At 71.6% G+C, this 24,656-nt stretch carries 25 protein-coding genes; 10 read left to right on the top strand and 15 right to left on the bottom strand.

Annotated elements, in window-relative coordinates:
• Window position 1: 1 nt before the first annotated feature.
• Window positions 2-997, bottom strand: coding sequence for an aldo/keto reductase (locus EWH70_RS03090; RefSeq protein ID WP_130473629.1), 996 nt, complete (start codon window positions 995-997; stop codon window positions 2-4).
• A 128-nt stretch (window positions 998-1,125) separates the two neighbouring features.
• On the opposite strand from EWH70_RS03090, the gene EWH70_RS03095 reads away from it, so the two are divergent.
• Window positions 1,126-1,962, top strand: coding sequence for a helix-turn-helix transcriptional regulator (locus EWH70_RS03095; protein ID WP_130473630.1), 837 nt, complete (start codon window positions 1,126-1,128; stop codon window positions 1,960-1,962).
• Here the strand turns inward: EWH70_RS03095 and EWH70_RS03100 are convergent.
• The 3 genes from EWH70_RS03100 to EWH70_RS03105 all read right to left on the bottom strand — a co-directional run bounded on the left by EWH70_RS03100 (window position 1,953) and on the right by EWH70_RS03105 (window position 3,886).
• Window positions 1,953-2,678, bottom strand: coding sequence for a class I SAM-dependent DNA methyltransferase (locus EWH70_RS03100; protein WP_240686759.1), 726 nt, complete (start codon window positions 2,676-2,678; stop codon window positions 1,953-1,955). The genes EWH70_RS03095 and EWH70_RS03100 overlap by 10 nt on opposite strands.
• Before the next feature lie 113 nt (window positions 2,679-2,791).
• Window positions 2,792-2,920, bottom strand: coding sequence for a hypothetical protein (locus tag EWH70_RS36450; RefSeq protein WP_276320527.1), 129 nt, complete (start codon window positions 2,918-2,920; stop codon window positions 2,792-2,794).
• A 195-nt stretch (window positions 2,921-3,115) separates the two neighbouring features.
• Window positions 3,116-3,886 carry a Rossmann-fold NAD(P)-binding domain-containing protein gene (locus tag EWH70_RS03105; protein ID WP_130473631.1) on the bottom strand — a complete coding sequence of 257 codons (771 nt, stop codon included), beginning with the start codon at window positions 3,884-3,886 and terminating at the stop codon, window positions 3,116-3,118.
• 204 nt (window positions 3,887-4,090) lie between these two features.
• Between EWH70_RS03105 and EWH70_RS03110 the strand changes: the two genes are divergently transcribed.
• The 5 genes from EWH70_RS03110 to EWH70_RS03130 are packed head-to-tail and all read left to right on the top strand — an operon-like array spanning window position 4,091 to window position 10,412.
• On the top strand, window positions 4,091-5,380 hold the full coding sequence (locus EWH70_RS03110; RefSeq protein WP_130473632.1) for an activator-dependent family glycosyltransferase: 1,290 nt from the start codon (window positions 4,091-4,093) through the stop codon (window positions 5,378-5,380).
• A 39-nt stretch (window positions 5,381-5,419) separates the two neighbouring features.
• Complete coding sequence (locus tag EWH70_RS03115; RefSeq protein ID WP_130473633.1) at window positions 5,420-7,993, top strand: ABC transporter permease; 2,574 nt, start codon at window positions 5,420-5,422, stop codon at window positions 7,991-7,993.
• On the top strand, window positions 7,983-8,660 hold the full coding sequence (locus tag EWH70_RS03120; protein WP_130473634.1) for an ABC transporter ATP-binding protein: 678 nt from the start codon (window positions 7,983-7,985) through the stop codon (window positions 8,658-8,660). The genes EWH70_RS03115 and EWH70_RS03120 overlap by 11 nt, the downstream gene beginning before the upstream one ends.
• Entirely contained in the window at window positions 8,657-9,316 is a 660-nt protein-coding gene (locus EWH70_RS03125; protein WP_130473635.1) for an ABC transporter ATP-binding protein, read from the top strand. Before EWH70_RS03120 ends, EWH70_RS03125 begins: the two co-directional genes overlap by 4 nt.
• Window positions 9,317-9,335: 19 nt before the next feature.
• The gene (locus tag EWH70_RS03130) at window positions 9,336-10,412 is read left to right on the top strand and encodes a GDSL-type esterase/lipase family protein (protein ID WP_130473636.1); all 1,077 of its coding nucleotides are present in this window, start codon (window positions 9,336-9,338) and stop codon (window positions 10,410-10,412) included.
• 532 nt (window positions 10,413-10,944) lie between these two features.
• Here the strand turns inward: EWH70_RS03130 and EWH70_RS03135 are convergent.
• From EWH70_RS03135 to EWH70_RS03155, 5 genes are read right to left on the bottom strand one after another with little or no spacing between them, the layout of a single operon-like run.
• Window positions 10,945-11,244 carry a hypothetical protein gene (locus EWH70_RS03135; RefSeq protein WP_130473637.1) on the bottom strand — a complete coding sequence of 100 codons (300 nt, stop codon included), beginning with the start codon at window positions 11,242-11,244 and terminating at the stop codon, window positions 10,945-10,947.
• Entirely contained in the window at window positions 11,231-11,473 is a 243-nt protein-coding gene (locus EWH70_RS03140; RefSeq protein WP_130473638.1) for a hypothetical protein, read from the bottom strand. The genes EWH70_RS03135 and EWH70_RS03140 overlap by 14 nt, the downstream gene beginning before the upstream one ends.
• Before the next feature lie 19 nt (window positions 11,474-11,492).
• Window positions 11,493-11,948, bottom strand: a complete 456-nt coding sequence (locus EWH70_RS03145; protein WP_130473639.1) for an Lrp/AsnC family transcriptional regulator — start codon at window positions 11,946-11,948, stop codon at window positions 11,493-11,495.
• Window positions 11,945-13,090 (bottom strand): M24 family metallopeptidase, encoded by a 1,146-nt coding sequence (locus EWH70_RS03150; RefSeq protein ID WP_130473640.1) that lies wholly within the window; start codon window positions 13,088-13,090, stop codon window positions 11,945-11,947. Before EWH70_RS03150 ends, EWH70_RS03145 begins: the two co-directional genes overlap by 4 nt.
• 17 nt (window positions 13,091-13,107) lie before the next feature.
• Window positions 13,108-13,347: a hypothetical protein gene (locus EWH70_RS03155; protein ID WP_130473641.1), complete on the bottom strand. Its 240-nt coding sequence runs from the start codon at window positions 13,345-13,347 to the stop codon at window positions 13,108-13,110.
• 178 nt (window positions 13,348-13,525) lie between these two features.
• Here EWH70_RS03155 and EWH70_RS03160 point away from each other — a divergent pair, with 178 nt between their 5' ends.
• Together EWH70_RS03160 and EWH70_RS03165 are read left to right on the top strand one after the other, a co-directional pair.
• The gene (locus EWH70_RS03160; RefSeq protein WP_130473642.1) at window positions 13,526-14,668 is read left to right on the top strand and encodes a sensor histidine kinase; all 1,143 of its coding nucleotides are present in this window, start codon (window positions 13,526-13,528) and stop codon (window positions 14,666-14,668) included.
• Window positions 14,656-15,339 (top strand): response regulator, encoded by a 684-nt coding sequence (locus EWH70_RS03165; RefSeq protein WP_130473643.1) that lies wholly within the window; start codon window positions 14,656-14,658, stop codon window positions 15,337-15,339. Before EWH70_RS03160 ends, EWH70_RS03165 begins: the two co-directional genes overlap by 13 nt.
• Here EWH70_RS03165 and EWH70_RS03170 read toward each other — a convergent pair.
• On the bottom strand, window positions 15,336-16,076 hold the full coding sequence (locus tag EWH70_RS03170; RefSeq protein WP_130473644.1) for an ABC transporter permease: 741 nt from the start codon (window positions 16,074-16,076) through the stop codon (window positions 15,336-15,338). The genes EWH70_RS03165 and EWH70_RS03170 overlap by 4 nt on opposite strands.
• Window positions 16,073-17,041, bottom strand: coding sequence for an ATP-binding cassette domain-containing protein (locus EWH70_RS03175; RefSeq protein ID WP_130473724.1), 969 nt, complete (start codon window positions 17,039-17,041; stop codon window positions 16,073-16,075). The genes EWH70_RS03170 and EWH70_RS03175 overlap by 4 nt, the downstream gene beginning before the upstream one ends.
• Before the next feature lie 75 nt (window positions 17,042-17,116).
• Here EWH70_RS03175 and EWH70_RS03180 point away from each other — a divergent pair, with 75 nt between their 5' ends.
• Window positions 17,117-18,076: a helix-turn-helix transcriptional regulator gene (locus EWH70_RS03180; protein WP_130473645.1), complete on the top strand. Its 960-nt coding sequence runs from the start codon at window positions 17,117-17,119 to the stop codon at window positions 18,074-18,076.
• Window positions 18,077-18,095: 19 nt separating this feature from the next.
• Window positions 18,096-19,043 carry a 5'-3' exonuclease gene (locus EWH70_RS03185; RefSeq protein ID WP_130473646.1) on the top strand — a complete coding sequence of 316 codons (948 nt, stop codon included), beginning with the start codon at window positions 18,096-18,098 and terminating at the stop codon, window positions 19,041-19,043.
• Between the two features lie 7 nt (window positions 19,044-19,050).
• On the opposite strand, the gene EWH70_RS03190 is transcribed toward EWH70_RS03185, so the two are convergent.
• The 4 genes from EWH70_RS03190 to EWH70_RS03205 all read right to left on the bottom strand — a co-directional run bounded on the left by EWH70_RS03190 (window position 19,051) and on the right by EWH70_RS03205 (window position 24,285).
• The gene (locus EWH70_RS03190; RefSeq protein WP_165436125.1) at window positions 19,051-19,404 is read right to left on the bottom strand and encodes a DUF4333 domain-containing protein; all 354 of its coding nucleotides are present in this window, start codon (window positions 19,402-19,404) and stop codon (window positions 19,051-19,053) included.
• 57 nt (window positions 19,405-19,461) lie between these two features.
• Window positions 19,462-20,664 (bottom strand): GNAT family N-acetyltransferase, encoded by a 1,203-nt coding sequence (locus EWH70_RS03195; RefSeq protein WP_130473648.1) that lies wholly within the window; start codon window positions 20,662-20,664, stop codon window positions 19,462-19,464.
• Window positions 20,665-20,705: 41 nt separating this feature from the next.
• Window positions 20,706-21,392: a DUF4333 domain-containing protein gene (locus tag EWH70_RS03200; protein ID WP_130473649.1), complete on the bottom strand. Its 687-nt coding sequence runs from the start codon at window positions 21,390-21,392 to the stop codon at window positions 20,706-20,708.
• Window positions 21,393-21,510: 118 nt separating this feature from the next.
• Window positions 21,511-24,285 carry a DEAD/DEAH box helicase gene (locus EWH70_RS03205; RefSeq protein ID WP_130473650.1) on the bottom strand — a complete coding sequence of 925 codons (2,775 nt, stop codon included), beginning with the start codon at window positions 24,283-24,285 and terminating at the stop codon, window positions 21,511-21,513.
• Between the last annotated feature and the right edge of the window lie 371 nt (window positions 24,286-24,656).

Below are 24,656 nucleotides of genomic sequence, written 5' to 3' on the forward strand. Positions count from 1 at the left end.
GCTAGTTGCCGACCCCGAGCCCGGACATGAACGCGGACGGGTACCGGTCACCCCGCGCGGCGCCCAGTGGCACGGCCTTCTCGATCTCGGCGAGGTCGTCCGCGGTGAGCGTGACGTCCAGCGCGGGCAGCGCCTCGCTCAGCCGCTCCCGGGTGCGGGCGCCGACCAGCGGCACGATGTCCGCACCCTGCGCCGCAACCCACGCGATGGCCAGCTGGGCGACGGTGCAGCCCTTCGCCTCCGCCACCCGCCGCAGCGCCTCCACCAGGCCGAGGTTGTGCCGCACGTTCCCGTCGGCGAACCGGGGGTGCATACCTCGCCGGTCGCCCGGCTCCGCCGAACGATCCGGTGACCAGTGCCCGGAAATCAGTCCGCGGCTCAGCACGCCGTACGCCGTCATGCCGATCCCGAGTTCGCGCAGCGTCGGCAGGACTTCCGCCTCCACCGCACGGGAGATCAGCGAGTACTCGATCTGCAGGTCGGCGATCGGGTGCACGGCGTGGGCCCGGCGGATCGTCTCCGCGCCGACCTCCGACAGGCCGATGTGCCGGACGTAGCCTGCCTCGACCATCTCCTTGATCGCGCCCACCGTGTCCTCGATCGGCACCGCGGGGTCCAGCCGCCCCGGCCGGTAGACGTCGATGTGGTCCACACCGAGCCGGACCAGCGAGTAGGCCAGGAAGTTCTTCACCGCCTCGGGACGGCAGTCCGGTCCGCCGAACCGCATGCCCGGCTCCAGCAGCATGCCGAACTTCACGCTCAGCTGGTAACTGTCCCGATCCCGGCCCCGCAGTGCCTCGGCGAGCAGCAGCTCGTTGTGGCCGGTGCCGTAGAAGTCTCCCGTGTCGATCAGCGTGACACCGGCGTCCAGCGCGGCGTGCACGGTGGCGACGCTCTCCTCGCGGTCGGCCACCCCGTAGCCACCGGACATGCCCATCGCCCCCAGTCCCAGCGCGGAAACCGCCGGGCCGGTGCTGCCGAGAGTTCGTGTCCGCATCGTGTTCTCCTCACCTCGTCGAGCTGTCACCACGACCTTGCGCCCGGGACGAGCAGCCTGGAGAAGAGCGTTGATCGTGGGAGCGGCGCTCCCTGGCTCACCCGCCGGCGACGCGCGACGATGGAGCCATGCAACGCGACCAGCTCGCCGACTTCCTGCGCCGCCGCCGGGAGGCGATCCGGCCCGCCGAGGTGGGGATCGCCGAAGGTCCCCGCCGTCGCACCACCGGCCTGCGCAGGGAAGAGGTCGCCATGCTCGCCGGCATGTCGGTGGACTACGTCGTCCGGCTGGAACAGGGCCGCAGCAGCCAGCCCTCGCCCCAGCTGCTGACCGCGCTGGCCCGCGCGCTACGGCTGTCCGACGACGAGCGCGATCACCTGTTCCACCTCGCCGGCCACCAGCCGCCACCCGCCGACGGCACGGCCCGGCTGGCCAGGGCGGGCCTGGTCCGCATGCTCGACCTGCTCGGCGACACCCCCGCGCTGGTGATCTCCGACCTGGGCGAGGTACTGGCCCAGAACCGGGCGGGCGTCCTGCTGACCGGCGACTACACCGGACTCACCGACGACCGGCGTTACCTGGTCTACCGGTGGTTCACCGACCCGGCGACCCGCGCCGCCCACCCGCCGGAGGACCACGAACGGCACGCCCGCCAGCACGTCGCCGACCTGCGCGCGACCGTGGGCCGCAGGCCCGGCGACCCCGAGGTCACCGGGCTCGTCGAGCGGCTGCGGGACGCGAGCGCCGACTTCCGCCGCCGCTGGGCCGAACACGAGGTGAAGGTCCGCCGCTCGGACCGCAAGACCCTGCTGCATCCACGGGTCGGCCGCCTGGAACTGGACTGCGAAACGCTGGTCACCCCGGACCAGCGTCAGCTGCTGCTCGTGTTCACCCCGGTCGACGCCGAAGCCCGCGAGCGCCTCGACCTGCTGCTGGTGCTCGGCGTCGAGGAGTTTCAGGCCTGACGGGCGATCCAGAGGCCGAGTGGGAAGTACGGGCTGGACACGAACTCCGCCGAGCACCCGGCCCGCGCGAACGCCTCCCGGTACTCCTCGTGCGTGAACAACGTGAGTTCCACCGCCTCGGTGAAGTCGGCCAGCCCGCGTTCGGCCTCGGCGACGGCGTAGTGCACCACCATGCGCGCCCGGTCGGCGCGGCCAGGAACGAGCGTGGAATGCGACAGCCGCACGATCGACCGGTCGCTCTCCCGGATGACGTCGGCGCCGGTGTAGCCGGACAGGAACTCGGCCGGGCCGTACCAGGGCTCGACGACGACGAGCCCGCCGGGCGTGAGATGCCGCAGCAGCGAGTCGATCATCGCCGTCAGCTCGTCGACCGATTCCAGGTGCGGTACCGCGAACATGCAGGTGATCACGTCGAACCGGCCGTCGAGGTCCAGCGCCCGCATGTTCGCCCGTACCCCGCGCAGGCCGGGCACCCGGCTGCGGGCCAGCGCCAGCATGTCCTCGGACAGGTCGACGCCCTCGACGTCGGTGAACAGCGTGGCGTACTGCTCCAGATGCAGTCCGGTACCGCAGGCGACGTCGAGCAGTGAGGACGCCGCCGGGTTACGCAGCCGGGCGAGCCGGGCCACCTCGGCCGCCTCCCCCGCGTAGTTCTTTCCCCTGCCCCGCATGACGAGGTCGTAGACCTCCACGTAGCCGAGCTCGTACAGCGACACGGGACCTTCCCTCCCCCACACCCCCGACCGGCCGAGTGCACAGGTGGGGAGCCGGGACTCGACTCCCCACCCGGTCAACACACTGCTAGAGGTCCGAGGACCTCAGGCCTTGATCAGGCGCACGAACCGTGGCTGCTGCTCGAGGAGCAGTAGGCGGCCACCGGCTCGAAGTACGACGTGGTGTCGCCGTGCGTCGTGAACTCGGCCTCGGGAACCTCGATACCGTTGATCATCTCGGCCATTGGATTCTCCCTTCAGAGTGACAATTCACCGCCCGACGCGATGCCGCCTGAAATCAGCCGACACCATTTCGACCGGCCCGATAAATCTAACCCAGCCGAGGTCATTCGCTAAGTCAACCATTGGGCCGACAACCACAGTTTTCGAAAAATGGCTCGACAAATAATGCCTGCAATTCGAACGTGCAATTCCGTGACTCAGACCCGGCGCGCCAGCTGCCGCGCGGTGTCGACCAGGTAGTCGCCGAGCCCGCGCGCCGGCCTGCCGAGCAACTCCGCCACCACCGGCGACACCCGCCGTGCCGGCTCGGCGGTCACCCCGAACATGTAGCTCGCCCGCTCCGCCGCGTAGTCGCCGTCGTAGTCCGACCGGATCATCGTGACCCGCTGCATGTCCTGGTCGATCTGCACGAAGATCACCGGGCTGCCGTAGACCTCGGCGAAGGTCGCGCACGCCGGGGTCACCGGAACCACCTCCGGCCCGGTGAGCTCATGGACACGCCCCCAGTGCTCGCCCGACCGCACGACCTCGCCAAGCACCGCCACGACGTCGGCCGCGTCGACCCACGGCGCACCACCCGGTTGCCAGGCCGCGTACACCGCCCCGGCGTTGACGAACCGGGCGCCCATGGCCAGTTCCTGCCCGAACGCCGCACACCGCAGCACGCACCAGTCACCGGACCGCCCGGTCACCTCCGCCTCGCGCTCGGCGATCCGGCCGCCGAACGTCGCCGGCTCCGCACCGTCGAGCAGGGAACCGGGCACGGACAACAACACCACCGCGACCTCGTCCGGCACCCCGGCGACCCCGGCCCAGGCCGGTGCGCAGGCATCGGCCAGCACGACGTCGGCCCCGGCCGGACCATCGGCCGCCGTCAGCAGCGGCGAGCCGGCGATCGCGGTGTCGAGCACCGCCCGCAACGCGGGCCGGACACCGGCGACGTGAACCGCGTGGACACCCTCGGGCATCAATTCCCCCATCGCAGCACGAAAAACGCAGCCAATACTATCCCGGTAACCCATTCGGCCCGGCCAACCGGACGGTCGTCTGTTCGGTGGACGCATCCTGTAGTCCCAGTTGTCACCCCATGAGTTGACGTCGGCGCAGCAATTCCCGCCGGTAATGTCGTCCAGCGGGGGCGCCGTTCGCGTCTCGCCGAGGGGGAAAACGCCATGCGCGTGCTATTCACTGTTTTCGCGTCGAGTTCACATTTCACGCTGCTGGTGCCGCTGGCGTGGGCACTGCGCTCCGCCGGACACGAGGTCCGCGTCGCCAGCCAGCCCGACCTCACCGGCGCCATCAACGACGCCGGACTCACCGCCGTCCCGGTGGGCGGCGACCTCGACCTCGCCGACAGCATCCGCGACGCCAAACGTCCCGACGGAAGCTGGCCGGAGGAGACCTACCGGTTCGGCGAGACCGACCCGGCCAAACTCACCTGGGACTACGTCCACGCCACCTTCGGCATCTACTCCGGCTTCGTCGGCGAATGGTTCAGCAACGACGAGGTGATCGCCGACCTCGCCGACTTCGCCCGCTTCTGGAAACCCGACCTCGTCATCTGGGACGCCCTGACCTTCGCCGGCCCGCTCACCGCGCGGCTGTGCGGCGCCGCCCACGCCCGCATGGTGTTCGGCGTCGACTACCTCGCCCAGATGCGGTCGGTGTTCCACCGGCTGGCCGCCACCCAGCCCGAGCACCTGCGCACCGACCCCCTCGCCCACTGGCTGGGGTACAAACTCCGCCAGCACGCCCGGCCCGGCGAACCGACCCGGTTCGACGAGGAACTCCTGCTCGGCCAGGCCAGCATCGACCCGATGCCACCGTGGATCCAGCTCGACACCGGCATCGACTACCGCACCATGCACTACGTGCCCTACGGCGGCCGCTCCGGCTTCCCCTCCGCCGCACTCGAACCACCCCGAAGACCCCGAGTCCTGCTCACCCTCGGGCTCGCCAACCGCGCACTCGGCCTGCCCGCCCTCCCCCTGGCCGAACTGCTCGACGGAGTCGCCGGCCTCGACGTCGAGGTCATCGCCACCTTGGACCAGGGGCAGATCGACTCCGTGGCGGCGATACCGGACAACGTCCGGCCCGTCCCGTTCGTCGCACTCGACGTCGTCCTGCCGAGCTGCTCGGCGATCGTGCACCACCTCGGCACCGGATCGACCCTCGCCGCCATCGGCTGCGGCGTCCCCCAGCTGTGCGTCCGCGACACGATGCTGTTCTGGGGCGAGGACGTCGTCGCGGCCCGGCTCGCCGACCGCGGCGCCGCCCTCGTCGTCGACGAACGCGAGATCACCGCACAGCTCGTGCACGACAGCCTCCACCGCATCGTCACCGAGCCCGCCTTCCGCGCCAGCGCCCTGCGCCTCCAGGCCGAAATGCGCACCTTCCCCAGCCCCGTACGGCTCGTACCCGAGCTGGAAGCCCTCGCCGCCGCACACTCCGTTACCTCATGACGTCTTGTCTTGCCGCCCCCAACAGGTAGGTTCACCCGCATGGGAGCACGAGGGGGAACACGTGGTCGCGGCGCGTGGCGGGCAGCCCCCAGAGCCGCACTGTCCAGCCCGCTGACACTGGTCGTCGCCGGCGTCACCGCACTGCTGGCCTGTTTCCTCGCCTCGGCGGGCGTCCTGCACGCCTCCGCGGCAGGCGGCGCCACCGTCGCACACCAGGCCGACATCGTCTGCGCCGACGAGACCGGCCCGCAGTTCAACTGGACCCACGCCGACATCAGCTCGGTCGACCCGGCACTGGCCACGCTGCGCCAGGCCGCCGCCGAACACGGCTTCCCCGAACCCCGCATCGCGCTCTACACCCGCGACCACGGCTACGCCGAGTTCAACGGCGAGCAGCAGAAGGTCCGCTTCGGCTACACCGACGGCGGCATCGACCACCTCCAGCTGCTCGACGGAACCCGCGCACCCGGCCTATGGATGGGCACCGACCTGTCCCGCTTCGAAGGCATCCCGCTCGGTGTCCGCGGCCAGGGCGGCGCACTGCCTCCCATCGTCGGCATCTACCAGGACCTGCCCAACGCGCCCCCGGACTGGTGGTGCTCCCAGCAACGCCAGGCCGTCCAGCAACGCCTCGTCGACCCCTCCGGCGGCGCCATCGTCTTCGCCACCGACCGGCCCACCATGGACCGCACGGTGCGGGCTCTCGGCGGCAACCTCGAGGTCTTCAAGGTCACCTTCCCCGCCGAACCGCCACGCGACCTCGCCGAGGCATCCGACCGTGTCCGCAGGGCCGAAGCCATGATCGCCGCGGTCCGCCCGAAACTCGAAGCCCAGAACCTCGGCCTGTTCGGCGCGTCGGCACCGTTCGCCCGCTCCGCCGAGATCGCCCAGCAGGCCGAGACCAACGTCTTCGGCTCGATCCTGCCGCTGGCACTGCTCAGCGTCGTCATCGGCGTCGCCGGCATGGCCACCGTCGCACTGCAGTGGTACCAGCGGCGGCACGCCCAGGTCCGCCTGCACTTCGCCCGCGGCTCCGGACCGCTCGCACTCGGCGGCCTCGCCATCGCCGAACTCGGACCACCCATCGCCATCGGCGGCACGGCGGGCGCGGTGCTCGCGTCGGTCCTGCTCGACGTCTACGGGCCACCCGGCGTGGCCACCGCGGGCGCGCAGGTCCTCGCCGCGAGCGCCGCCGCCGTCGTGCTGGTGCTGTCCGTCGCCGTCCTCGGCGCCGTGGTCGCCGGCCGCGTGCACGGCGAATTCCAGCGGGGCCGCCAGCGCGCCCGGGCACGACGCTGGCGGCTGCTGCTGTTCGTCCCGTGGGAACTGGCCACCGCCACGCTCGCCGTACTCGGCTGGAACCGGCTGCTCACCACGACCAGGCCGTCGCCGACCCTCAACCCGCTGCCCCAGGTCGACCCGCTCGGCCTGACCTACCCGGTGTTCGTCGTCCTCACCGTGGGCCTGGTCTCGGCACGCATCGCCTGGCTGCTGCTGCGCCTGTCGCACCGCGCCCGCTTCTGGCGGGCACCCGCGCTCCAACTCGCCATCCGCAGGCTCGCCAGCGCCCGCGCCCCCGTCGTCGGCGTGCTGATCATCGGCGTGCTGGCCACCGGCACCCTCGCCGTCGGCAACAGCATCGCCTCCGGCCAGATGCACGCGCTCGACACCAAGTCCGGCCTGTTCACCGGAGCCAACTCCCGCGTCGACACCGAACACGCGCTCGGCGTCGGAACCCGGCCGCTGCCCGAACCACTACGCGACACCACCACGCTCGTCGGCGAACTCAGCGGCACCGGCAGCATCGTGCTCGTCGTCGACCCCGCCACGTTCACCCGCTACGCCTGGCTCGGCGACATCGACCGCACCCTGTTCGACCGGCTCGGCACCCCGCGCCCGGACGGCATCCCGGCCCTGCGCGTCGGGCACACCCCCGGCCAGTCACCCGCACTCCCCGGCCTGCCCGCCGCGGCCCCGGTCGCCGATCTCGCCGCGTTCCCGCTCATCGGCAACAAACCGGGCTACGTCATCTCCCGCGCCTCGCTCACCGCCGACCAGCTCGACGACATTCCCAAGTGGACAGCCCTGTCCACCCTCGCCCTGCCCGAGCTGGTCAACGCACTGGACGCCGAGGACTTCGCCCACCCCAACGGGGTCAACAAGGCCGACGCACTCGACGCGCTGCCGTTCCGGCTCGTCGAATGGACCTTCTCCTTCGTCATCCTCATCGGCGCCGTGCTCGGCACCGTCGCCGTGCTCGCCCTGCTCATCGCCGTCGAGGTCCGGCGCAGGCAGAACGCCCTGGCCGGCGCGCTGGTGCTGCGCATGGGCATGCGGCCCCGCGCCCTGCTCGGCAGCCACCTGCTGGAGGTCGGCGCCCTGGCCGGGGCGGCCGTGCTGACCGGCGTCGGCTGCGGCGTCGCCGTCGCGGCAATGGCCATGCCCCGCTTCGACCCGGCCCGCTGGCTGGCCCCGCGATCCGAGCTGCCCGACCCGACCCTGTTCGTCCTCGCCGTCACCGCCGTCGGCCTGCTCGTCGTCGCGGCCGCCGGAGCACTCGCGATGCGCTCGGTGCGCACCGCCGACACCGCGGAGCTGCTGCGTGCCCAGTGAACCCGTCATCGAACTGGACTCCGTCGGCGTCGACTACCACACCGCCACCGGAACGGTGACCGGCGTGCATTCGGTGTCCCTCGCCGTCGCGGGCGAGGGAATGACCGTGCTCGCCGGCCCGTCCGGATCCGGCAAGTCGACGCTGCTGCGGGTGGCCGCACTCGTGGAACGGCCGACCCGGGGCAGCGTGCGGTTCGCCGGCGTCGACACCGCGGGCCTGCGCGACCGCGGCCTGCGCGCGCTGCGCCGTGACCGCGTCGGTCTCGTCTTCCAGCGGCCGACCGACAACCTCGTCGACTACCTCTCGGTGGGCGGCAACCTGCACGCCGCGGCCCGCTCGGCCCGCCGCGACTGCGACGCCGAGGCCATCCTCGACCGGCTCGGCCTGGCCGGCACCGCCGACTGGCACATCAGCGCACTGTCCGGCGGCCAGCAGCAACGGCTCGCGTTCGGCTGCGCGCTGGCACGCGGTTCCACGGTGATCCTCGCCGACGAACCGACCTCGCAACTGGACGACGCGTCGGCCGACCTCGTCCTGCGGACGCTGACCGACCTGATGGACTCCGAACACGCGATCCTGGTCGCGTCACACGACGACCGCCTCGTCGAACTGGGCGACCGTGTCGTCCGGCTCCGCGCGGGCAGGCTGGAAGGGCAGACGTCATGAGCACACCCGTCGTCCGCGCCGTCGGCCTGCGCCGCCGGTTCGCCCACCCCAGTGGCGACGTCGAGGTACTGCGCGGACTGGAGCTCGAGGTCGACGCCGGCCAGGTCACCACCGTCGCCGGCCGGTCGGGCTCGGGCAAGAGCGCGCTGCTGGCCCTGCTCGGCGGGTTCGACTCCCCCGACTCCGGCACGATCCTGCTCGACGGCAAGCCCGTCACCGACGCCCCGCCGTGGCACACCTGCGCCGTCCTGCCGCAGGCACTCGGGCTGGCCACCGAACTCACCAACGCCGAGAACGTCGCACTCCCGCTGCGGCTGCGGCCCGGCGGTGCCCCGAAGCCTGCCGAGCTGCGGGCCCGCGTCACCGAACTGCTCGACGGGCTCGGCGTCGGCGAGCTGGCCGACCGGTACCCGACCGAGGTGTCGTTCGGCCAGCAGCAACGGGTCGCGCTCGCCCGGGCGGTCAGCGCCAGGCCCAAGGTCCTGCTGACCGACGAGCCGACCGCGCACCTCGACGCCGCCAGCACACCCCTGGTACTGCGACTGCTGCGGCAATGCGCCGACGAGGGCGCCGCCGTCGTCGTGGCCACGCACGACGAACGCGTCCACGAGATCGCCGACCGCCGGGTCCGGCTCCGCGACGGCCTGCTCGCGTGATCCGTAGAATTCGGACTTGATGCGGCGAAATCGGTGGTGGATAAGCGGGTTCGCGCTACTCGGTGTGGCGCTTCTGGTCGGGATGTTCGCCCTCATCGGCAACGACGAGTTACCCGGGCGCCCGGTCGAGCCGCCCGGCCCGCCCGGCACGGGGCCGATGAGCATCGTCACCCTCGGGGACAGCACGCTGTCCGGCGAAGGCGCGGGTGACTACGAGCCGGACACCAACGGGCTCAACGGCAACTGGTGCCACCGCTCCAACCGGGCCACGGTGCACGAGACCAAGGTCCCCGGCCTGATCGCCAAGATCAACCTCGCCTGCTCGGGAGCCCCGTCGGCACAGGTCGCCCTCGGCGACGTCAAGCAGTGGACCGAATCCTCCCAGGCACAACGGCTCGCCGAACTGACCAAGACCCACCGCGTGGCCGCCGTCGTCATCGCGCTGGGCGCCAACGACGATCCGCACTTCTCCCGCACGCTGACGCAGTGCTTCCAGGCGTGGTTCGTCACCGAGTCCCCGCCGTGCAGCGCGCAGCTCGCCAAGGACTGGCAAGCCAAGATCGACGCCATGGTGCCCAAGGTCGTGTCCGCCGTCGGCGACGTGAAGAAGGTGCTGGCACAGGCGAACTACGACCCCGAGGACTACCAGCTCGTGCTGCAGTCCTACGCCTCCCCGATCACGCCGGGCATCCCGGAGGAATGGCGCAACCTCAACGGCTGCCCGTTCCGCGTGGAGGACCTGCAGTGGGTCGCCGGCGACGGCATCCGCGTGCTGACCGAGGGCCTGCGCGCCGCCGCCGTGCAGTCCGGCGCGCGGTTCCTCGACCTGTCCAGGGCCGGTCTCGGCCACGAGGCCTGCACCGGCGGAGCCGACGCGAGCAACGAGTGGTTCAGCAGGCTCACGGTGAAGTGGACCGACCTCGGCGACGTCGACCGCGCCAGCCACGCGATCCAGGAATCCTTCCACCCCAACGCGAACGGCCACGCGCAGTTCGCCCGCTGCCTGACCGAGTTCCTCGGCACGCACGACCGCGCCGCGGCCTGCCTGGCCGGTGAGGACGGCAACCTGCACGCCGCCCCCGCCCCCATCGGCTGACCCGCGGCCGCCGGTCACCTTCGGCCGTAAAGCACGTGAAGGCCACCTTCATTGAGGGCCCCGGCGAAGTCGGTGTGGGTGGCTTGTCGCGTGTCCCCCAATGTGGCATTGGGGTACTTGAACTCCCCCAATGCCACATTGGGGGAGTTCGCCGGTCGTGGGGTTGTCTCGTTCGTGGCGACCAGTGGGGCTGCCGAGCCTGCTGTGACCACTGAGGCTGCCGGGCCGTGACACCAGGCGCCGCGAAGCACGTGAAGGCCACCTTCATCACGTGAGACGACAGAAACTCGGCCTTCACCCGAACCCACACGTCCCAGCCGTCCCAGACGTCACAACCGCATCACCGGTCACCCGCCACCTCACGACACGAGAACCGGATCCACGTCGGGACCCTGACGTCAGACGTAATGAAGGTGGCCTTCACGAGCTTGGGCCGGACCCCGCGTCGGAGCGGTTTGGGGTGACGGGCGTTGATGGTGAGCCGTGCTCGCGTCCTACAAAGCCGCGGCGTATAGGTCGTTATACACCTGGATCAGAGATCCAGCGCCGCCCGCAGGGCGATGTCGATGCGCTCCTGGACCTCGTGATCGACCGCGGCCAGCCGCTTGTCCAGCCAGGGCCGGTAGAGCCGCGTCAGGTTCAGGGTGGACACCCAGTGGGTGGCATCGACCGCTACCCCGAGGATGTCCTGCGGGTCGCGGTCGAGAAGTTCGGTACCGAGCAGCCAGGGCCGCTCGGAGTCGTTCACGCCGTCGGAGGACAGCAGTAGGACGTTGCGCTCGCGGTCGGGCTCGGTCGGCGGGTGGTACGTCCAGACCTCACCCCTCTGCACGCATGTCCTCCTCGGCCTTCATCCGCTCGAGCTCGTCGGCGGCGGCCAGCGCGTGTGCTTCGGATTCGGAGTGCAGCGGCGCGTGCGGCGTGTACCCGGTGCGGACGGCCTCGCGCCTGGCGGCCTTGGACAACCACGACGACACGGAGATGCCGTGCGCCTTCGCGGCACGCTCGGCGTACTCCAGCGCGGCGGTGTCCAGGGACAACGTCACCTTACGTGTTGCCATACCAACTACCGTACCCCACTCACAGCAGCGGCGCGCGACCCTCGAACGGGGTCGACAGCACCACCGTCGTGCGGGTGGACACCTTGGCCGCCTCCCGGATCCGCCGCAGCAGGTCCTCCAGCCCCAGCGGCGAGGGCACCCGCACCAGCAGCACGTACGACTCGTCCCCGGCCACCGAGTAGCAGCTCTCGATCTCCGCGATGTGCTGCAGCCGCTGCGGATAGTCGTCGGGTGCCGCCGGGTCGTTCGGTGTCAGCGAGATCAACGCCGTCAGCGGCAGCCCGATCAGCTCACCGTCCAGCCGCGCGGTGTACCCGCGGATGACCCCGCGCTGCTCCAGCCGCTTGACACGCTGGTGCACGGCCGACACGGACAACCCGACGCGCTCGGCCAGGTCGGTGAAGCTGCGCCGGCCGTCGGCGGCCAGTTCCCTCGCGATCGCCTGGTCGAGCGGTTCCAGCGGGCCGTCGGTCATGAGTCGAGCACGACCAGTTCGTGCGGGCGGGTGTTGAGCGGCTCGACGCCGTCCTCGGTCACCACGACGATGTCCTCGATCCGCGCACCCCAGCGCCCGGCCTGGTAGATGCCCGGCTCGACGCTGAACGCCATGCCCGGCTCCAGCGTCAGGTCGTTGCCGCCGACGATGTACGGGTGCTCGTGCACGTCCAGCCCGATCCCGTGGCCGGTGCGGTGGATGAAGTACTCGCCGAAGCCGGCGTCGGCGATGATCTGCCTGGCCGCGGCGTCGATCGACTCGGCGGACACGCCGGGCCGGACCGCTTCCACGGCCGCCCGCTGGGCCCGCTCCAGCACCGCGTAGGTCTCGGCGACGTCGGCGTCGCGTGGCGTGCCGACCGCGTAGGTGCGCGTGGAGTCGGAGTTGTAGCCCTCCGGGATCGGGCCGCCGATGTCGACCACGATGACGTCACCGGCCTCGATCACCCGGTCCGACACGTCGTGGTGCGGGCTGGCACCGTTCGGGCCCGACCCGACGATCACGAAGTCGGCGTGCAGGTGGCCCTCCTCCACGATGGCCGCGGTGATGTCGGCACCGACCTCGGCCTCGGTGCGGCCGGGGCGCAGCCACTCCCCCACCCTGGCGTGCACCCGGTCGATCGCGGCGCCCGCCTTGCGCAGCGCCTCGATCTCCGACGCGTCCTTGCGCATGCGCAGCTCCCGCAGGACCGGCCCGGCCAGCCCCTGCTCGGCCGAACCGAGCGCGTCGCGCAGGCCGAGCACGTGCAGTGCCGGGGCGAAGTCGCTGACCACCACGCGGCCCGGCTTGCCGAGCCGGTCGGCGACCAGCTGGTACGGGTCGTCGCCGTCGACCCAGGTCACCAGCTCGATGCCGAGCTCCTCCGTGGGTACCCCGGCGAACCCCGGAGCTTCCAGTTTCGGCACCACGAGGGCGGGCGTGCCGTCACCGCCGGGTACCACCAGCGTCGTCAGCCGCTCGAACGAGCCACCGGCCGCCCCGATCAGGTACTGCAGGTCCGATCCGGGGGTGACCAGCACGGCGTCGGTGTCCGCCGCGTCGGCGGCACGACGGGCCCGGTCGAGCCTGGCACGCAGGACGTCGGAAGCGGGGGCGATCATGTGGGGGGCTCGGCTCGACATACCCCGAGCCTAGCCCGCTACGACACGTTCGCCCGCGAGCGGTTGGCGAACAACAACAGCAACAGGCCGACCGCGGCGACGAACAGGTTCGCGAACAGCTCGTAGCCGTCCAGCGCGTCGATGTTCGGGATCACGTATCTGTTGAACACGTTGAGCACCGGGCCGAAGAACGGCTGGTGGAGCAGGTGATCGATGGTGCCGCTCACGCCGAGTACGCACAATACGAGCCCGGCTCCGCCCAGAAGCTTGTTGGCCATGCCCCATGGTCACACCGGCCACCACCCGAATGGATCATTCGTCGGCATCGAGCGGCCCGACGAAGGTCGCACCGTTCCACCTAACGGGTGACGAAGGTATCGCCCGCGCCGACTTCGGTATGCGGTACCGGCCGTACCCGCTCGTGACCGGCGCCGGCGTCCTACGCTCAGGGACGACATGAACAACACGGCAACCCGGCGCAGCGCCCGCGAATGGTTCGTGGACTTCGTCCTGTTCGTTCTCGCGGCCTTCTTCGGTCTCTTCGTGGTCGGTCTCCGGCACGACGAGCCGTTGCCCATCGACCCGCTCTTCTGGGCAGCCGAACAGCTCCTCAGCCTCCTCGCCTGCCTCGCGCTGTTGTTACGCAGGCGCTGGCCGGTCCAGGTCGCGGTCGCGATCGTCGGGCTGTCGGCCCTGTTCGAGATGGTCGGCGGGGCGTTGCTGGTCGCGCTGTTCAGCGTCGCCGTGTACCGGCCACCGCGGATCAGCGTGCCGATCTTCGCCCTCAGCCTGGTGGCCGGCCTGATCCTCGTCCTGCACCGGACCGAGCCGGACTGGCCGTTCCTCGCGCAGTGGCTGTTCGGCTCCAGCCTGCAGGCGGCCGCCACCGCGTCCGGTCTCACCGTGCACCACCGGCGGGAGCTGATGATCTCGCTCCGGGACCGCGCCGTCCGCGCCGAGACCGAGGCGATGCTGCGGGCCGAGCACGGCCAGCACCTGGCGCGCGAAGCCATCGCCAGGGAGATCCACGATGTGCTCGGGCATCGGCTGTCCCTGCTCAGCGTGCACGCGGGAGCCCTGACCTACCGGCCCGACGCCCCTGCCGAGGACATCAGCCGGGCGGCGGAGATCATCCGTGACAGTGCCCACCGCGCGCTGCAGGACCTGCGGGAGGTCGTCGGTGTCCTGCGGGCACCGGTCGGCGAACTGCCGCAGCCGACCTTCGACGACCTGCCGAAGCTGATCTCCGAGTCCGCCGAGGCCGGCATGCGGGTCGAGCTGGACAGGGAGGTCGACGGCGAGGTCCCGGAGACCGCGGGCCGCACGGCGTTCCGGATCGTGCAGGAGGCGCTGACCAACGCACGCAAGCACGCCCCGGACGCGAAGGTCACCGTCCGCCTCGCCGGCGAACCCGGCGAAGGGCTCAGCGTGGAGGTCGTCAACGCCTCGCCCGACGAGCCCGGCCCACCGTCCTCCACCCCTGGCCAGGGCCTCGCCGGGCTCACGGAACGGGTGACCCTGACCGGCGGACGCCTGGACCACGGCGGGCTGCCCGACGGCGGGTGGCGGGTGGCGGCCTGGCTACCATGGCGGTCGTGACCCCAACGGGACCGGTTGAAGTACTCGTCGTCGATGACGATCCCCTGGTACGAGCGGGGTTGACCATGATGCTCGGCGGCTCGGACGACATCCGGATCGTCGCCGAGGCAGGCGACGGCGCCGAAGCCATCGCGCTGGTGGAGCAGCACAGCCCGCAGGTGGTGCTGATGGACATCCGCATGCCCACAATGGACGGTCTGACCGCCACCGAGACCCTTCGCGGCCGGCCGGAGCCGCCCGAGGTCATCGTGCTCACCACGTTCGACGCCGACCAGCACGTCCTGCGGGCGCTGCGAGCGGGCGCCGCCGGGTTCCTGCTGAAGGACACGCCGCCACACGAGATCGTCGCCGCCGTGCGGCAGGTCGCCGCCGGACGGCCCGTCCTGTCGCCCGCCGTGACCAGGCGGCTCATCGACCGGGTCGCCGAGTCCGACGACGACCGGCGCCGCACCGAGGCGGCCCGGAGCCTGGGTGAGCTCAACGAGCGGGAACGCTCGGTGGCCGTCGAGGTCGGCCGCGGCCGGTCCAACAGCGAGATCAGCGCCGCGCTGCACCTGTCGGTCCCGACCGTCAAGACCCACGTGTCGAGCATCCTCACCAAGCTCGACCTCAACAACCGCGTCCAGATCGCCCTGCTCGCCCACGACGCCGGGCTGCTCGACGAGAACTAACCCCGCCGCTTCATCGCCCGGGTGCCGACCAGCAGCCCCACCACGGCCACCGCCGCGGCCGACAGCAGGCCCGCGCCGACCGTGCCGGTGAAGATCTCCCCCGCGAACAACGCCCGCTGCGCGTCGACGACGTAGGTCAGCGGGTTCAGCTGCGAGAGCACCCGCAGCCACCGCGGTCCCTCGTCCACCGGCAGCAGCATGCCGGCCAGCAGCAGCAGCGGGAACAGCACCGTCTGCTGCACTCCCCAGAACAGCCACTCCTGGTCCTTCGACGCCAGCCCCAGCGTGTAGGACAGCGCCCCCAGCCCGACGCAGAACAGGCCCAGCACCAGCAGCCCGGCGAGCGCGCCGAGCACGTGGAAGCGGAACCCGAACGGCACCGTCACCGCGACGATCAGCGCCGTCTGCACGAACATCGGCACGATCTCCTTCAGCGCCCGGCCGACGATCAGCGACGACCGCCGCAGTGGCGACACCAGCATCCGCTCGTGCGCCCCGGTCTGGATCTCGAACAGCAGGTTCGCCCCCGTCGACGACGCGCCGAACAGGCAGGACATCACGACCAGCCCCGGCACGAACCACTGCAGGCCCATGCCGTCGGGCAGCAGCGGCGAGAACAACGCGAGGAAGAACAGCGGCTGCACCATCGTGAAGATCACCGAGAACGGGTTGCGCAGCACCGGGCGCAGTTCGCGGACGAAGACGGTGGCGGTGTCGGTGAACGCGGTCGTGGTCATGCCTGGTTCTCCTTGCTGGTCTCGCGCAGGCTGCGGCCGGTGAGGTTGAGGAACACGTCGTCGAGGGTCGGCCGGGCGATCTCCACGGCGGTCACGGTGATGCCGGCGTCGTCGAGGTCGCGCAGCAGCTTCGGAGCCAGCGAGGCCCCGCCGGGCACCTCGACGGTCACCCTCGGCCCCGCCCGTTCGACCCGTGCGCCGCCCGCGACACCCAGCCGCCGGTCGACGACCTGTGTGGCGTCGGCGTCGCGGTCGAACGTCAGCGTGATGCGGTCGCCCGCGTGGTCGGACTTGAGCCGGGCGGGGGTGTCGTCGGCGATCATCCTGCCGTGGTCGATCACGATCACCCGCTCGGCCAGCTGGTCGGCCTCGTCGAGGTAGTGCGTGGTGAGCACGATCGTCGTGCCGTGCTCGGCACGCAGGGCGCGGATGTGGTCCTGCAGGTTCGCCCGGTTCTGCGGGTCGAGGCCGGTGGACGGCTCGTCCAGGAACAGCAGCGGCGGGGTGTGGATCAGGCCCATCGCGATGTCCAGCCGCCTGCGCTGACCTCCGGACAGCGACGACACCGTCCGGTCGGCGACGGCGGTCAGGTCCAGCGAGGCGACCAGCTCGTCGGCCCTGGCCTTCGCGGCGCGGGTGCTCAGCCCGTAGGCGCGGCCCTGGCTGACCAGTTCGTCGCGGCCCCGCTGGCTGTGGCCGGCGCCGTTGCCCTGGCCGATGTAGCCGATGCGGGAGCGCACGGCCCTCGGGTCGGCGGCGACGTCGTGCCCGGCCACCTCCGCCGTGCCCGCGGTGGGCGGCAGGAGCGTGGTGAGCATGCGCAGCGTCGTGGACTTGCCCGCCCCGTTCGGGCCGAGCAGCGCCACCAGCTCGCCCGGCCGCACGGTCAGGTCGAGCCCGCGCACCGCTTCGACCACCTGCTTGCGCACGGTGAAGTGCCTGGTCAGTCCGCTTGTCCGGATCATCGTCTCGGTCATGGATCCAACGCTAGGATCCTTTCCGGCCACTTCTTGACCGCTTTGCCTGGGAGTCTGGAACGCATGGCGAACACGAGTGCACGGATGCTGCGGCTGCTGTCGCTGTTGCAGACCCACCGGTTCTGGCCGGGCAGCGAGCTGGCCGGACGACTGGAGGTCAGCGAACGCACCCTGCGGCGTGACGTCGACCGGCTGCGCGACCTCGGCTACCCGGTCGACGCCGCCCGTGGCGTCGCGGGCGGCTACCAGCTGCGGTCCGGCGCGGCCATGCCGCCGCTACTGCTCGACGACGAGGAGGCCGTCGCCATCGCCGTCGGCCTGCACAGTGCCGCGGGCGGCGTCGTCGACGGCATCGAGGAGACCTCGGTCCGCGCACTGACCAAGGTCATCCAGGTGATGCCGCCCCGGCTGCGCCGCCGCGTCGACGCACTGCAGAACTTCACCGTCGCCGGCGCGCTCGGCGCCGGCGGGCCGAAGGTCGACGCCGCCGCGCTCACCACCATCGCCCAGGCCTGCCGCGACGACGAGCGCCTGCGGTTCGACTACACCGACCGGGACGGCCAGCGCACCAGCAGGCTCGTCGAGCCGCACCGGATGGTGTCGCTGGGCCGCCGGTGGTACCTGGTGGCCTGGGACGCCGAACGGCACGACTGGCGGACGTTCCGGGTCGACCGGCTGCTCGATCCCCGGTCCACCGGCCACCGGTTCCGGCAGCGGGAACTGCCCGGCGGGGACGCCGCGGAGTACGTCCGGCAGCGGCTGGCCGCCCAGCCCACCCGGTACCGCGTGGTCGCGCGGCTGGCCGCGCCCGCCGACGAGCTGGAGCCGCAGGTGCGTGGCACCGGCACGATCCTCGAACCGGTGGACGAGCGCAGCTGCCGGTTCGTCATGAACGTCGACGAGTTCCACTGGCCGATGTTCGTGCTCGGCGCGGTCGGCGTCGACTTCGAGATCGAGCAGCCGGACGAGTTCGCCGACTACCTGCGCGGCGCGGCGGCCCTGTTCCTTCGCGCCGGCTCGTAGCCGTGGGAAGCTGTGCGGCGTGACCGCGCCACTCGTCCTGCTGGACGCCGCCAGCCTGTACTTCCGCTCGTTCTACGCGCTGCCCGACTCGATGAAGGCAGCCGACGGAACCTCGGTCAACGCCGTGCGCGGCTTCACCGACACCATCGCCCGCATCGTCACCGACCGCCGCCCCGGCCGTCTCGTCGCGTGCCTCGACGCCGACTGGCGCCCGCAGTTCCGGGTCGACCTGCTGCCCAGCTACAAGGCACACCGCGTCGCCGAGCCCGCCGAGGAGGGCGTGGACGTCGAGGAGGTACCGGACCTGCTCACCCCGCAGGTGCCGATCATCCTCGACGTGCTGGAGGCGTTCGGCCTGGCCACCGCCGAGGCCGCGGGCTACGAGGCCGACGACGTCATCGGCGCGCTCACCCACCGCGAGAAGGCCGACCCGGTCGAGGTGATCACCGGCGACCGTGACCTGTTCCAGCTCGTCCGCACCGAGCCGACCCCGGTCTCGGTGGTCTACGTCGGCAAGGGCTGGGCGAAGGCCGAGGTGCTCGGCCCGGCCGAGCTGGCGTCCCGCTACGGCGTTCCCGCCGACACCGCGGGGCCCGGCTACGCGGACATGGCGGCGCTGCGTGGCGACCCGTCCGACGGCCTGCCCGGCGTCGCCGGCATCGGGGAGAAGACAGCCGCCAAGCTGATCACCCAGTTCGGCTCCCTGCAAGGTCTGCTGGAGGCCGCCGCGGCGGAGAGCCCGAAGGTGCCGCTCAAGACCCGGCAGCGGCTGGCCGAGGCCGCCGACTACCTGGCCGTCGCCCCCACCGTGGTCCGGGTGGCCGTCGACGCGCCCGTGGAGATGTCCGGCGACGACACCCTGCCGTCCTCCCCCGCCGACCCGGCCCGGCTCGCCGAGCTGGCCGAGCGCTGGAACCTCGGCGGTTCGGTGGAGCGCCTGACCAAGGCCCTCGCGGCCCGCGCCTGAGCGCCGTTCACGCGGGCTTGGGCGCGCCGACCTCGTACCGGCCCTCGTCGGTCTTCACCGTCACCGGGATCGAGCGCCGCTCGCCCTCCACCGACGCGGTGCAGGTGAACTCGTGGCCCACCCGCACCGGCTGCTTGCCGGGGCAGTCGACGTCGGTGACGTCCTTGAGCTGGAAGCTCTCGGTCAGCACCTTCCGCACGCCCTCCTCGACGGCCGCCTGGTCCAGCTCACGCGGCACCACCGGCAGGCTCGTCGACGTCGGCGGCGGGGTGTAGCTGCTCGTCGTCGGAGGGGGCGGCGGAGGGGACTGCGGCTGGGGCGCCGCGTCACACGCCGCGACGACACCCAGGATGGCCGGCACGACTACCGCGCAGAGCCAACGCAACTCGAACCCCCGGCAACCTGATCTCGGGCAAGGTCAGAAGAAGGTACCGCACCAGGGAGCGTGGCGCGCCGCGAACAGCCGGTCCGCCGCCTCCAGCCCGGCCTCGTCGAGCACCTCGATCCGGCCGGCACCGGCGAGCACCGACGGCAGCCACGTGCCCTGGTACAGGGTCGCCAGCGTCGCGGCACCCAGCCGCAGCTGCGCCGGGCCGTCCACCCGGCGAACCCCGTCCTGGTCGATCTCGTAGCAGCCGGAGTTGTGCTCCAGTACCGGATCGGCGACCTCCAGCCGCAGCGTCGCCGGGCCCCGGCGGTGGGCGGTCAGCGCCGCCTCGACGTCGATCAGCCGCAGCCAGGTCTCGTCGGCCGACATCGGCGCGGCCACGCACACCCTGGGGTCGGTGAACAACAGCGGCAGCGGCTCGTCGGCCGGCCGGTAGTGCAGCGCGATCTCGCCGACCAGGTCGACACCGAGCAGGTACCGCCACAGTCCCGCGTACGCTCCGGCGTTCGCCGCCCGCAGGTCCAGCACGGTCAGCGTGCCCAGCCCGGAGGACCGGTCCACCTTGTACACCGCGTAGCCGTCGGCCTCGCCGGAGCCGGAGCCCCGGTGCAGGACGGTCAGCACCGACCGGTCGCTCCTGCGGGCGTCGTTGCGCCACTGGCGCCACCAGTACGCCGCCCGCCCGATCGCGCCGGGCCGGGGTGGCAGGCTCGCGTAGACGCCGGGCAGCCGCTCGGCCGCCTCGTCGGCGTCGAGCAGCTCCAGCTCACCGCCGGCGGGGACCTCCGGCCGGAACCGGGCGTTGCGGGCGTCCACGGTGAACGACCGGGTCAGCGTCGAACTGCCGTAGCCGAACCGCTCGTAGATGCCGGTCTCCGTGGCCAGCAGCAGAGCGGCGACCACGCCGCGCTCGCGGAAGTCCTCGAACTGCGCCCGCATCAGCTCGGTCAGCAGCCCGCGGCGGGTGCGGTCGGCCCGCACGCCGACGCCGGTCACCGCCGCCAGCGGGATCCGCGCGCCCCCGGGGACCGTCAGCTCGGTGTCGGTCGACCGAGCGGTGCCGATCAGGGTCTCGCCCTCCAGCACGCCGAACACCCGGTCCGGCTGGATCACCGGCTCGGTCCGCTCCCATTCCTCGTCGGTGAACGGGCCGACGTGCAACGTCGCCCGGAACAGGGTGGCGGCGGCCCGCAGCTCCTCGGGCTTCAGCGGTCGGAGGATGTGATCACTCATGGCGCCGATCGTCGTCGACAACACAGCGACACGCCAGGCATTTACCTGGGCGCGCTCACCTCGTAGACACCGTCGGCGCTGACCACCTTGATGCCGACGGCCTGCTGCTTGCCGCCGATGGTGGCCGTGCAGTCGAAGGTCGAGTTCGCCACGACCTCCTTGTCCGCAGGGCAGCTCACGCTCTCCAGGCCCTGGACCTTGTAGTTGTCGGTGAGGATCGTGCGGACGTCGTTGGCCATGGCGTTGTTGTCGAACACCGTCTTGTTGAACGGCGCGGGCCAGACGAACAGGCCGACGGCCACCAGTGCCAGCACCACCACGGCGCCGATGCCGATCCACAGCATGCCCTTGCCGGACTTCTTCTCGCCGGACTGCTGCTGGGGCGGCTGCTGCTGCCCGTAGTCGTACTGACCGGGCTGCTGCGGGTACTGCTGGGTCGGCTGCGGGCCGCTCGGCGGGTAGCCACCCGGCTGCTGGCCGTACTGCTGCTGCTCGTATCCCTGCTGCTGGGGCGGCGGGTAGCCGGGCTGCTGCCCGTACTGGGGCTGCGGCTGCTGGCCGTATCCCGGTTGCTGCCCGTAGCCGGGCTGCTGGCCGTACCCGGGCTGCTGCTGCGGGTATCCGCCGCCCTGCGCGGGGAACCCACCGGACGGAGTTCCCGGCTGCTGGCCGTACTGGGGCTGCTGCCCCCACTGCTGCGGGTCGTTGCCGCCGTACGGCGTGCTCATCGCTGGCCTCCGCCAAGTCGGGGTGTGCTGTCTTCTGCAACGGTGTCCGGCCGCGATCCAACCACAATATGGCGGTCGCGCCCACCTGCCGACCCGCAGGTCGAGTGTGAAATCCGGGTCATGCTGCCCCCGCCGCCACCACGCCGCGGCGCAGCGCGCGCACCGCGTCGGCCGCCGCGGCACCTACCGGATCGGCCTTGCCGAGCACGTCGCGGATCTGGTCGAGCAGGTCGATCACCTGCCGGGACCACCGCACGAAGTCGCCCGCGGACAGCTCCTGGCCGTTGGCCTCGGCGGCGGTGAGCACCTTCTCCAGCGACTCCCCGCGTGCCCAGCGGTACACCGGCCAGGCGAACCCGGCGTCCGGTTCCCTGGTGCGGTCCAGCCGGTGCCGCCGCTCGTCCTCGGCCAGCTCGGACCACAGCCGGACGGTGTCCTGCCAGGCCTTCGGCACGCCGCCCGAGGGCAGCCGCGCCTCGCCGGGGGTGTCCCTGCGGGCCTCGAACACCAACGTCGACACCACCGCGGCCAGCTCCGGCGCGGACAGCCCCGCCCACACCTCGTTGCGGATGCACTCCGCTGCGAGCAGGTCCGATTCGCTGTACAGGCGGGCGAGCCTGCGCCCGTGCTCGGTGACTCCGCTGTCCGAGCCCGACTCCAGGTAGCCGCGCTCGGCGAGCAGCTTGCGGATCCGGTCGAATGCCCTGGCCAGCGAGTGCGTCGTCGCCGCCACCTTGCGTTCCAGCTGGGCGTTCTCCGCCTCCAGCCGCTGGTAGCGCTCCACCCAGCGCAGGTTGGCCTCCCGCTCGGCAAGGCCGTGGCTGGGGTGCGACCGCAGCGCGGCCCGCAGCGAGACCAGCTCGGCATCGTCGTGTGCCCCGCCGCGCCGCTTTCCCCTGCCCGGCGGCGAGATCCCGGCGTTGCGCAGCGACGACGCGATGTCCCGGCGGGTCTTGGGCGAGCGCAGCTCGACATGCTTGGGCAGCCGGATCCGGCCCAGCGGCTCCACCGGCGCGGGGAAGTCCGCCGAGGACAGCGGCCCGGACCACCGGTCCTCGGTGACCACCACCGGCCGTGGCTCCCGGATCGGGTCCAGGCCGGGGTCGATCACCACGGCCAGCCCGGCCCGCCGCCCGGCGGGGACGGCGATCACGTCGCCCTTGCGCAGCTTCTCCAGCGAGTCCGTGGTCTGCGCCCGCCGGGCCGCGGTGTTCTGCCTGGCCAGCGTCTTCTCCCGGTCGGAGATCTGCTTGCGCAGCTGCACGTAGGACAGCAGCTCGTCGAAGTCGCCGGTGACCGCCTCGGCGTAGCCGGCCAGCGCCTCCTTGTTGCGTTCGATGCGCCGGGCCAGGCCCACCACCGACCGGTCGGCCTGGAACTGGGCGAACGACTGTTCCAGCAGGTCCCGCGCCTTGTCCGAGCCGAGCTGGGCGACCAGGTTGACGGCCATGTTGTAGCCGGGCCGGAACGACGAGCGCAGCGGGTAGGTACGGGTCGAGGCCAGACCGGCGACCTGCTTCGGGTCGATCCCCGGCTGCCACAGCACGACGGCGTGGCCCTCGATGTCGATCCCCCGGCGGCCGGCCCGCCCGGTCAGCTGCGTGTACTCCCCCGGCGTCAGGTCGACGTGGGCCTCGCCGTTGTACTTGACCAGCCGTTCCAGCACCACCGTGCGTGCGGGCATGTTGATGCCCAGCGCCAGCGTCTCGGTGGCGAACACGACCTTGACCAGGCCGCGGACGAACAGTTCCTCGACGGTCTCCTTGAACGCGGGCAGCAGGCCTGCGTGATGGCCCGCGATGCCGCGTTCCAGCGCCTCCCGCCACTCCCAGAACCCGAGCACGCCCAGGTCGCCCTGCGGCAGGTCGCCGGTGCGCTCGGCGACGATCCGCCGGACCTCCTCGGCCTCCTCCGGCGTGTTGAGCCGTAGACCGGACCGGACGCACTGGCCGAGGGCGGCGTCGCAGCCTGCGCGGGAGAAGATGAACACGATCGCGGGCAGCAGGCCGGCGGCGTCGAGCCGGTCGATCAGGTCGACCCGGGAGGTCGGCCGGAACCGTGGCATCCGGGCGGGCTGGCCCTTGCGGCCCCGCGAGCGCGGCCCCCGCAGCGCGGGCGGCCCGTGCATGCGGCCCGCCTCCTCCACCCGGCGCAACAGGCCGGGGTTGATCCGCAGCTCGGAACCGGCCGGGTCGGGCGGGCCGTCACCGGCGAACAGGTCGAACATCCGGTTGCCGACCATCATGTGCTGCCACAGCGGGACCGGCCGGTGCTCGTCGACGACGACCGTCGTGTCACCCCGCACGGCGACCAGCCACTCGCCGAACTCCTCGGCGTTGCTCACCGTCGCCGAGAGCCCGACGACCCTGACGTACTCGGGCAGGTGAAGGATGACCTCCTCCCACACCGCGCCGCGGAACCGGTCGGCCAGGTAGTGCACCTCGTCCATCACCACGTAGGCGAGGTCACGCACGGCGGCCGAACCCGCGTAGAGCATGTTGCGCAGCACCTCGGTGGTCATCACGACCACCTGGGCGTTGCCGTTGATGGCGGTGTCACCGGTGAGCAGGCCGACGGCGTCCGCGCCGTGCCTGGCGACCAGGTCGGCGTACTTCTGGTTGGACAGGGCCTTGATCGGCGTCGTGTAGAAGCACTTGCGCCCCTCGGCCAGCGCCAGGTGCACCGCGAACTCGCCGACCACGGTCTTGCCCGCGCCGGTGGGAGCGCAGACCAGCACGCCGTGCCCGTCCTCCAGCGCCTCGCAGCCGCGGAGCTGGAAGTCGTCGAACTCGAACGCGGCCTCGGCGGCGAACCGGGTCAGCTGCGGGTACCGGCCGCGGCGGTCCGCCTCCCGGTAGGCGTCAGCGGGTGAAAGTGCAGGGCGACTGGCCACCCCGCCAGGGTTTCACACCGTGCGTGAGGTCCGCAGAGGGTGGCCCTCGAGGCACGTGAAGGCCACCTTCACCGCGCTCATTGCCAGGGTCCCGGCAAGGTCGGGAGTCGGTGGTGGTGCGGGAGCGTGGAGTTCGCGTGCCGGAGCGTGGAACTCGCGTGCACGACGGTGGGACTCGCGCGTCCGCATCGTGACGCGGGTGTCTCACCCAGTGAACTCCACGCTCGTGCACGCGAGTTCTGCATTCCGGCAGTTGCTCCTATGTCAAGCGCTTGGTGCGTGGTGGGTGGGTTCGGTGGGTTGGAGTGTGTTGTAGATGGTGCGGGCGAGGTGTCGTTTGAGGGCGCGGAGGGCTTCTGTTCGGGTGTTTC

This window comes from Amycolatopsis suaedae (assembly GCF_004214935.1).
In the GTDB taxonomy this organism is placed as follows: Bacteria; Actinomycetota; Actinomycetes; order Mycobacteriales; family Pseudonocardiaceae; genus Amycolatopsis; species Amycolatopsis suaedae.

Coding starts and splice junctions, on each gene's coding strand:
- EWH70_RS03090 (WP_130473629.1), bottom strand. CDS start 997: ATGCGGACACGAACTCTCGGCAGCACCGGCCCGGCGGTTTCCGCGCTG.
- EWH70_RS03095 (WP_130473630.1), top strand. CDS start 1,126: ATGCAACGCGACCAGCTCGCCGACTTCCTGCGCCGCCGCCGGGAGGCG.
- EWH70_RS36450 (WP_276320527.1), bottom strand. CDS start 2,920: ATGGCCGAGATGATCAACGGTATCGAGGTTCCCGAGGCCGAGTTCACG.
- EWH70_RS03105 (WP_130473631.1), bottom strand. CDS start 3,886: ATGCCCGAGGGTGTCCACGCGGTTCACGTCGCCGGTGTCCGGCCCGCG.
- EWH70_RS03110 (WP_130473632.1), top strand. CDS start 4,091: ATGCGCGTGCTATTCACTGTTTTCGCGTCGAGTTCACATTTCACGCTG.
- EWH70_RS03115 (WP_130473633.1), top strand. CDS start 5,420: ATGGGAGCACGAGGGGGAACACGTGGTCGCGGCGCGTGGCGGGCAGCC.
- EWH70_RS03125 (WP_130473635.1), top strand. CDS start 8,657: ATGAGCACACCCGTCGTCCGCGCCGTCGGCCTGCGCCGCCGGTTCGCC.
- EWH70_RS03130 (WP_130473636.1), top strand. CDS start 9,336: ATGCGGCGAAATCGGTGGTGGATAAGCGGGTTCGCGCTACTCGGTGTG.
- EWH70_RS03140 (WP_130473638.1), bottom strand. CDS start 11,473: ATGGCAACACGTAAGGTGACGTTGTCCCTGGACACCGCCGCGCTGGAG.
- EWH70_RS03145 (WP_130473639.1), bottom strand. CDS start 11,948: ATGACCGACGGCCCGCTGGAACCGCTCGACCAGGCGATCGCGAGGGAA.
- EWH70_RS03150 (WP_130473640.1), bottom strand. CDS start 13,090: ATGTCGAGCCGAGCCCCCCACATGATCGCCCCCGCTTCCGACGTCCTG.
- EWH70_RS03155 (WP_130473641.1), bottom strand. CDS start 13,347: ATGGCCAACAAGCTTCTGGGCGGAGCCGGGCTCGTATTGTGCGTACTC.
- EWH70_RS03160 (WP_130473642.1), top strand. CDS start 13,526: ATGAACAACACGGCAACCCGGCGCAGCGCCCGCGAATGGTTCGTGGAC.
- EWH70_RS03165 (WP_130473643.1), top strand. CDS start 14,656: ATGGCGGTCGTGACCCCAACGGGACCGGTTGAAGTACTCGTCGTCGAT.
- EWH70_RS03170 (WP_130473644.1), bottom strand. CDS start 16,076: ATGACCACGACCGCGTTCACCGACACCGCCACCGTCTTCGTCCGCGAA.
- EWH70_RS03175 (WP_130473724.1), bottom strand. CDS start 17,041: ATGATCCGGACAAGCGGACTGACCAGGCACTTCACCGTGCGCAAGCAG.
- EWH70_RS03180 (WP_130473645.1), top strand. CDS start 17,117: ATGGCGAACACGAGTGCACGGATGCTGCGGCTGCTGTCGCTGTTGCAG.
- EWH70_RS03195 (WP_130473648.1), bottom strand. CDS start 20,664: ATGAGTGATCACATCCTCCGACCGCTGAAGCCCGAGGAGCTGCGGGCC.
- EWH70_RS03200 (WP_130473649.1), bottom strand. CDS start 21,392: ATGAGCACGCCGTACGGCGGCAACGACCCGCAGCAGTGGGGGCAGCAG.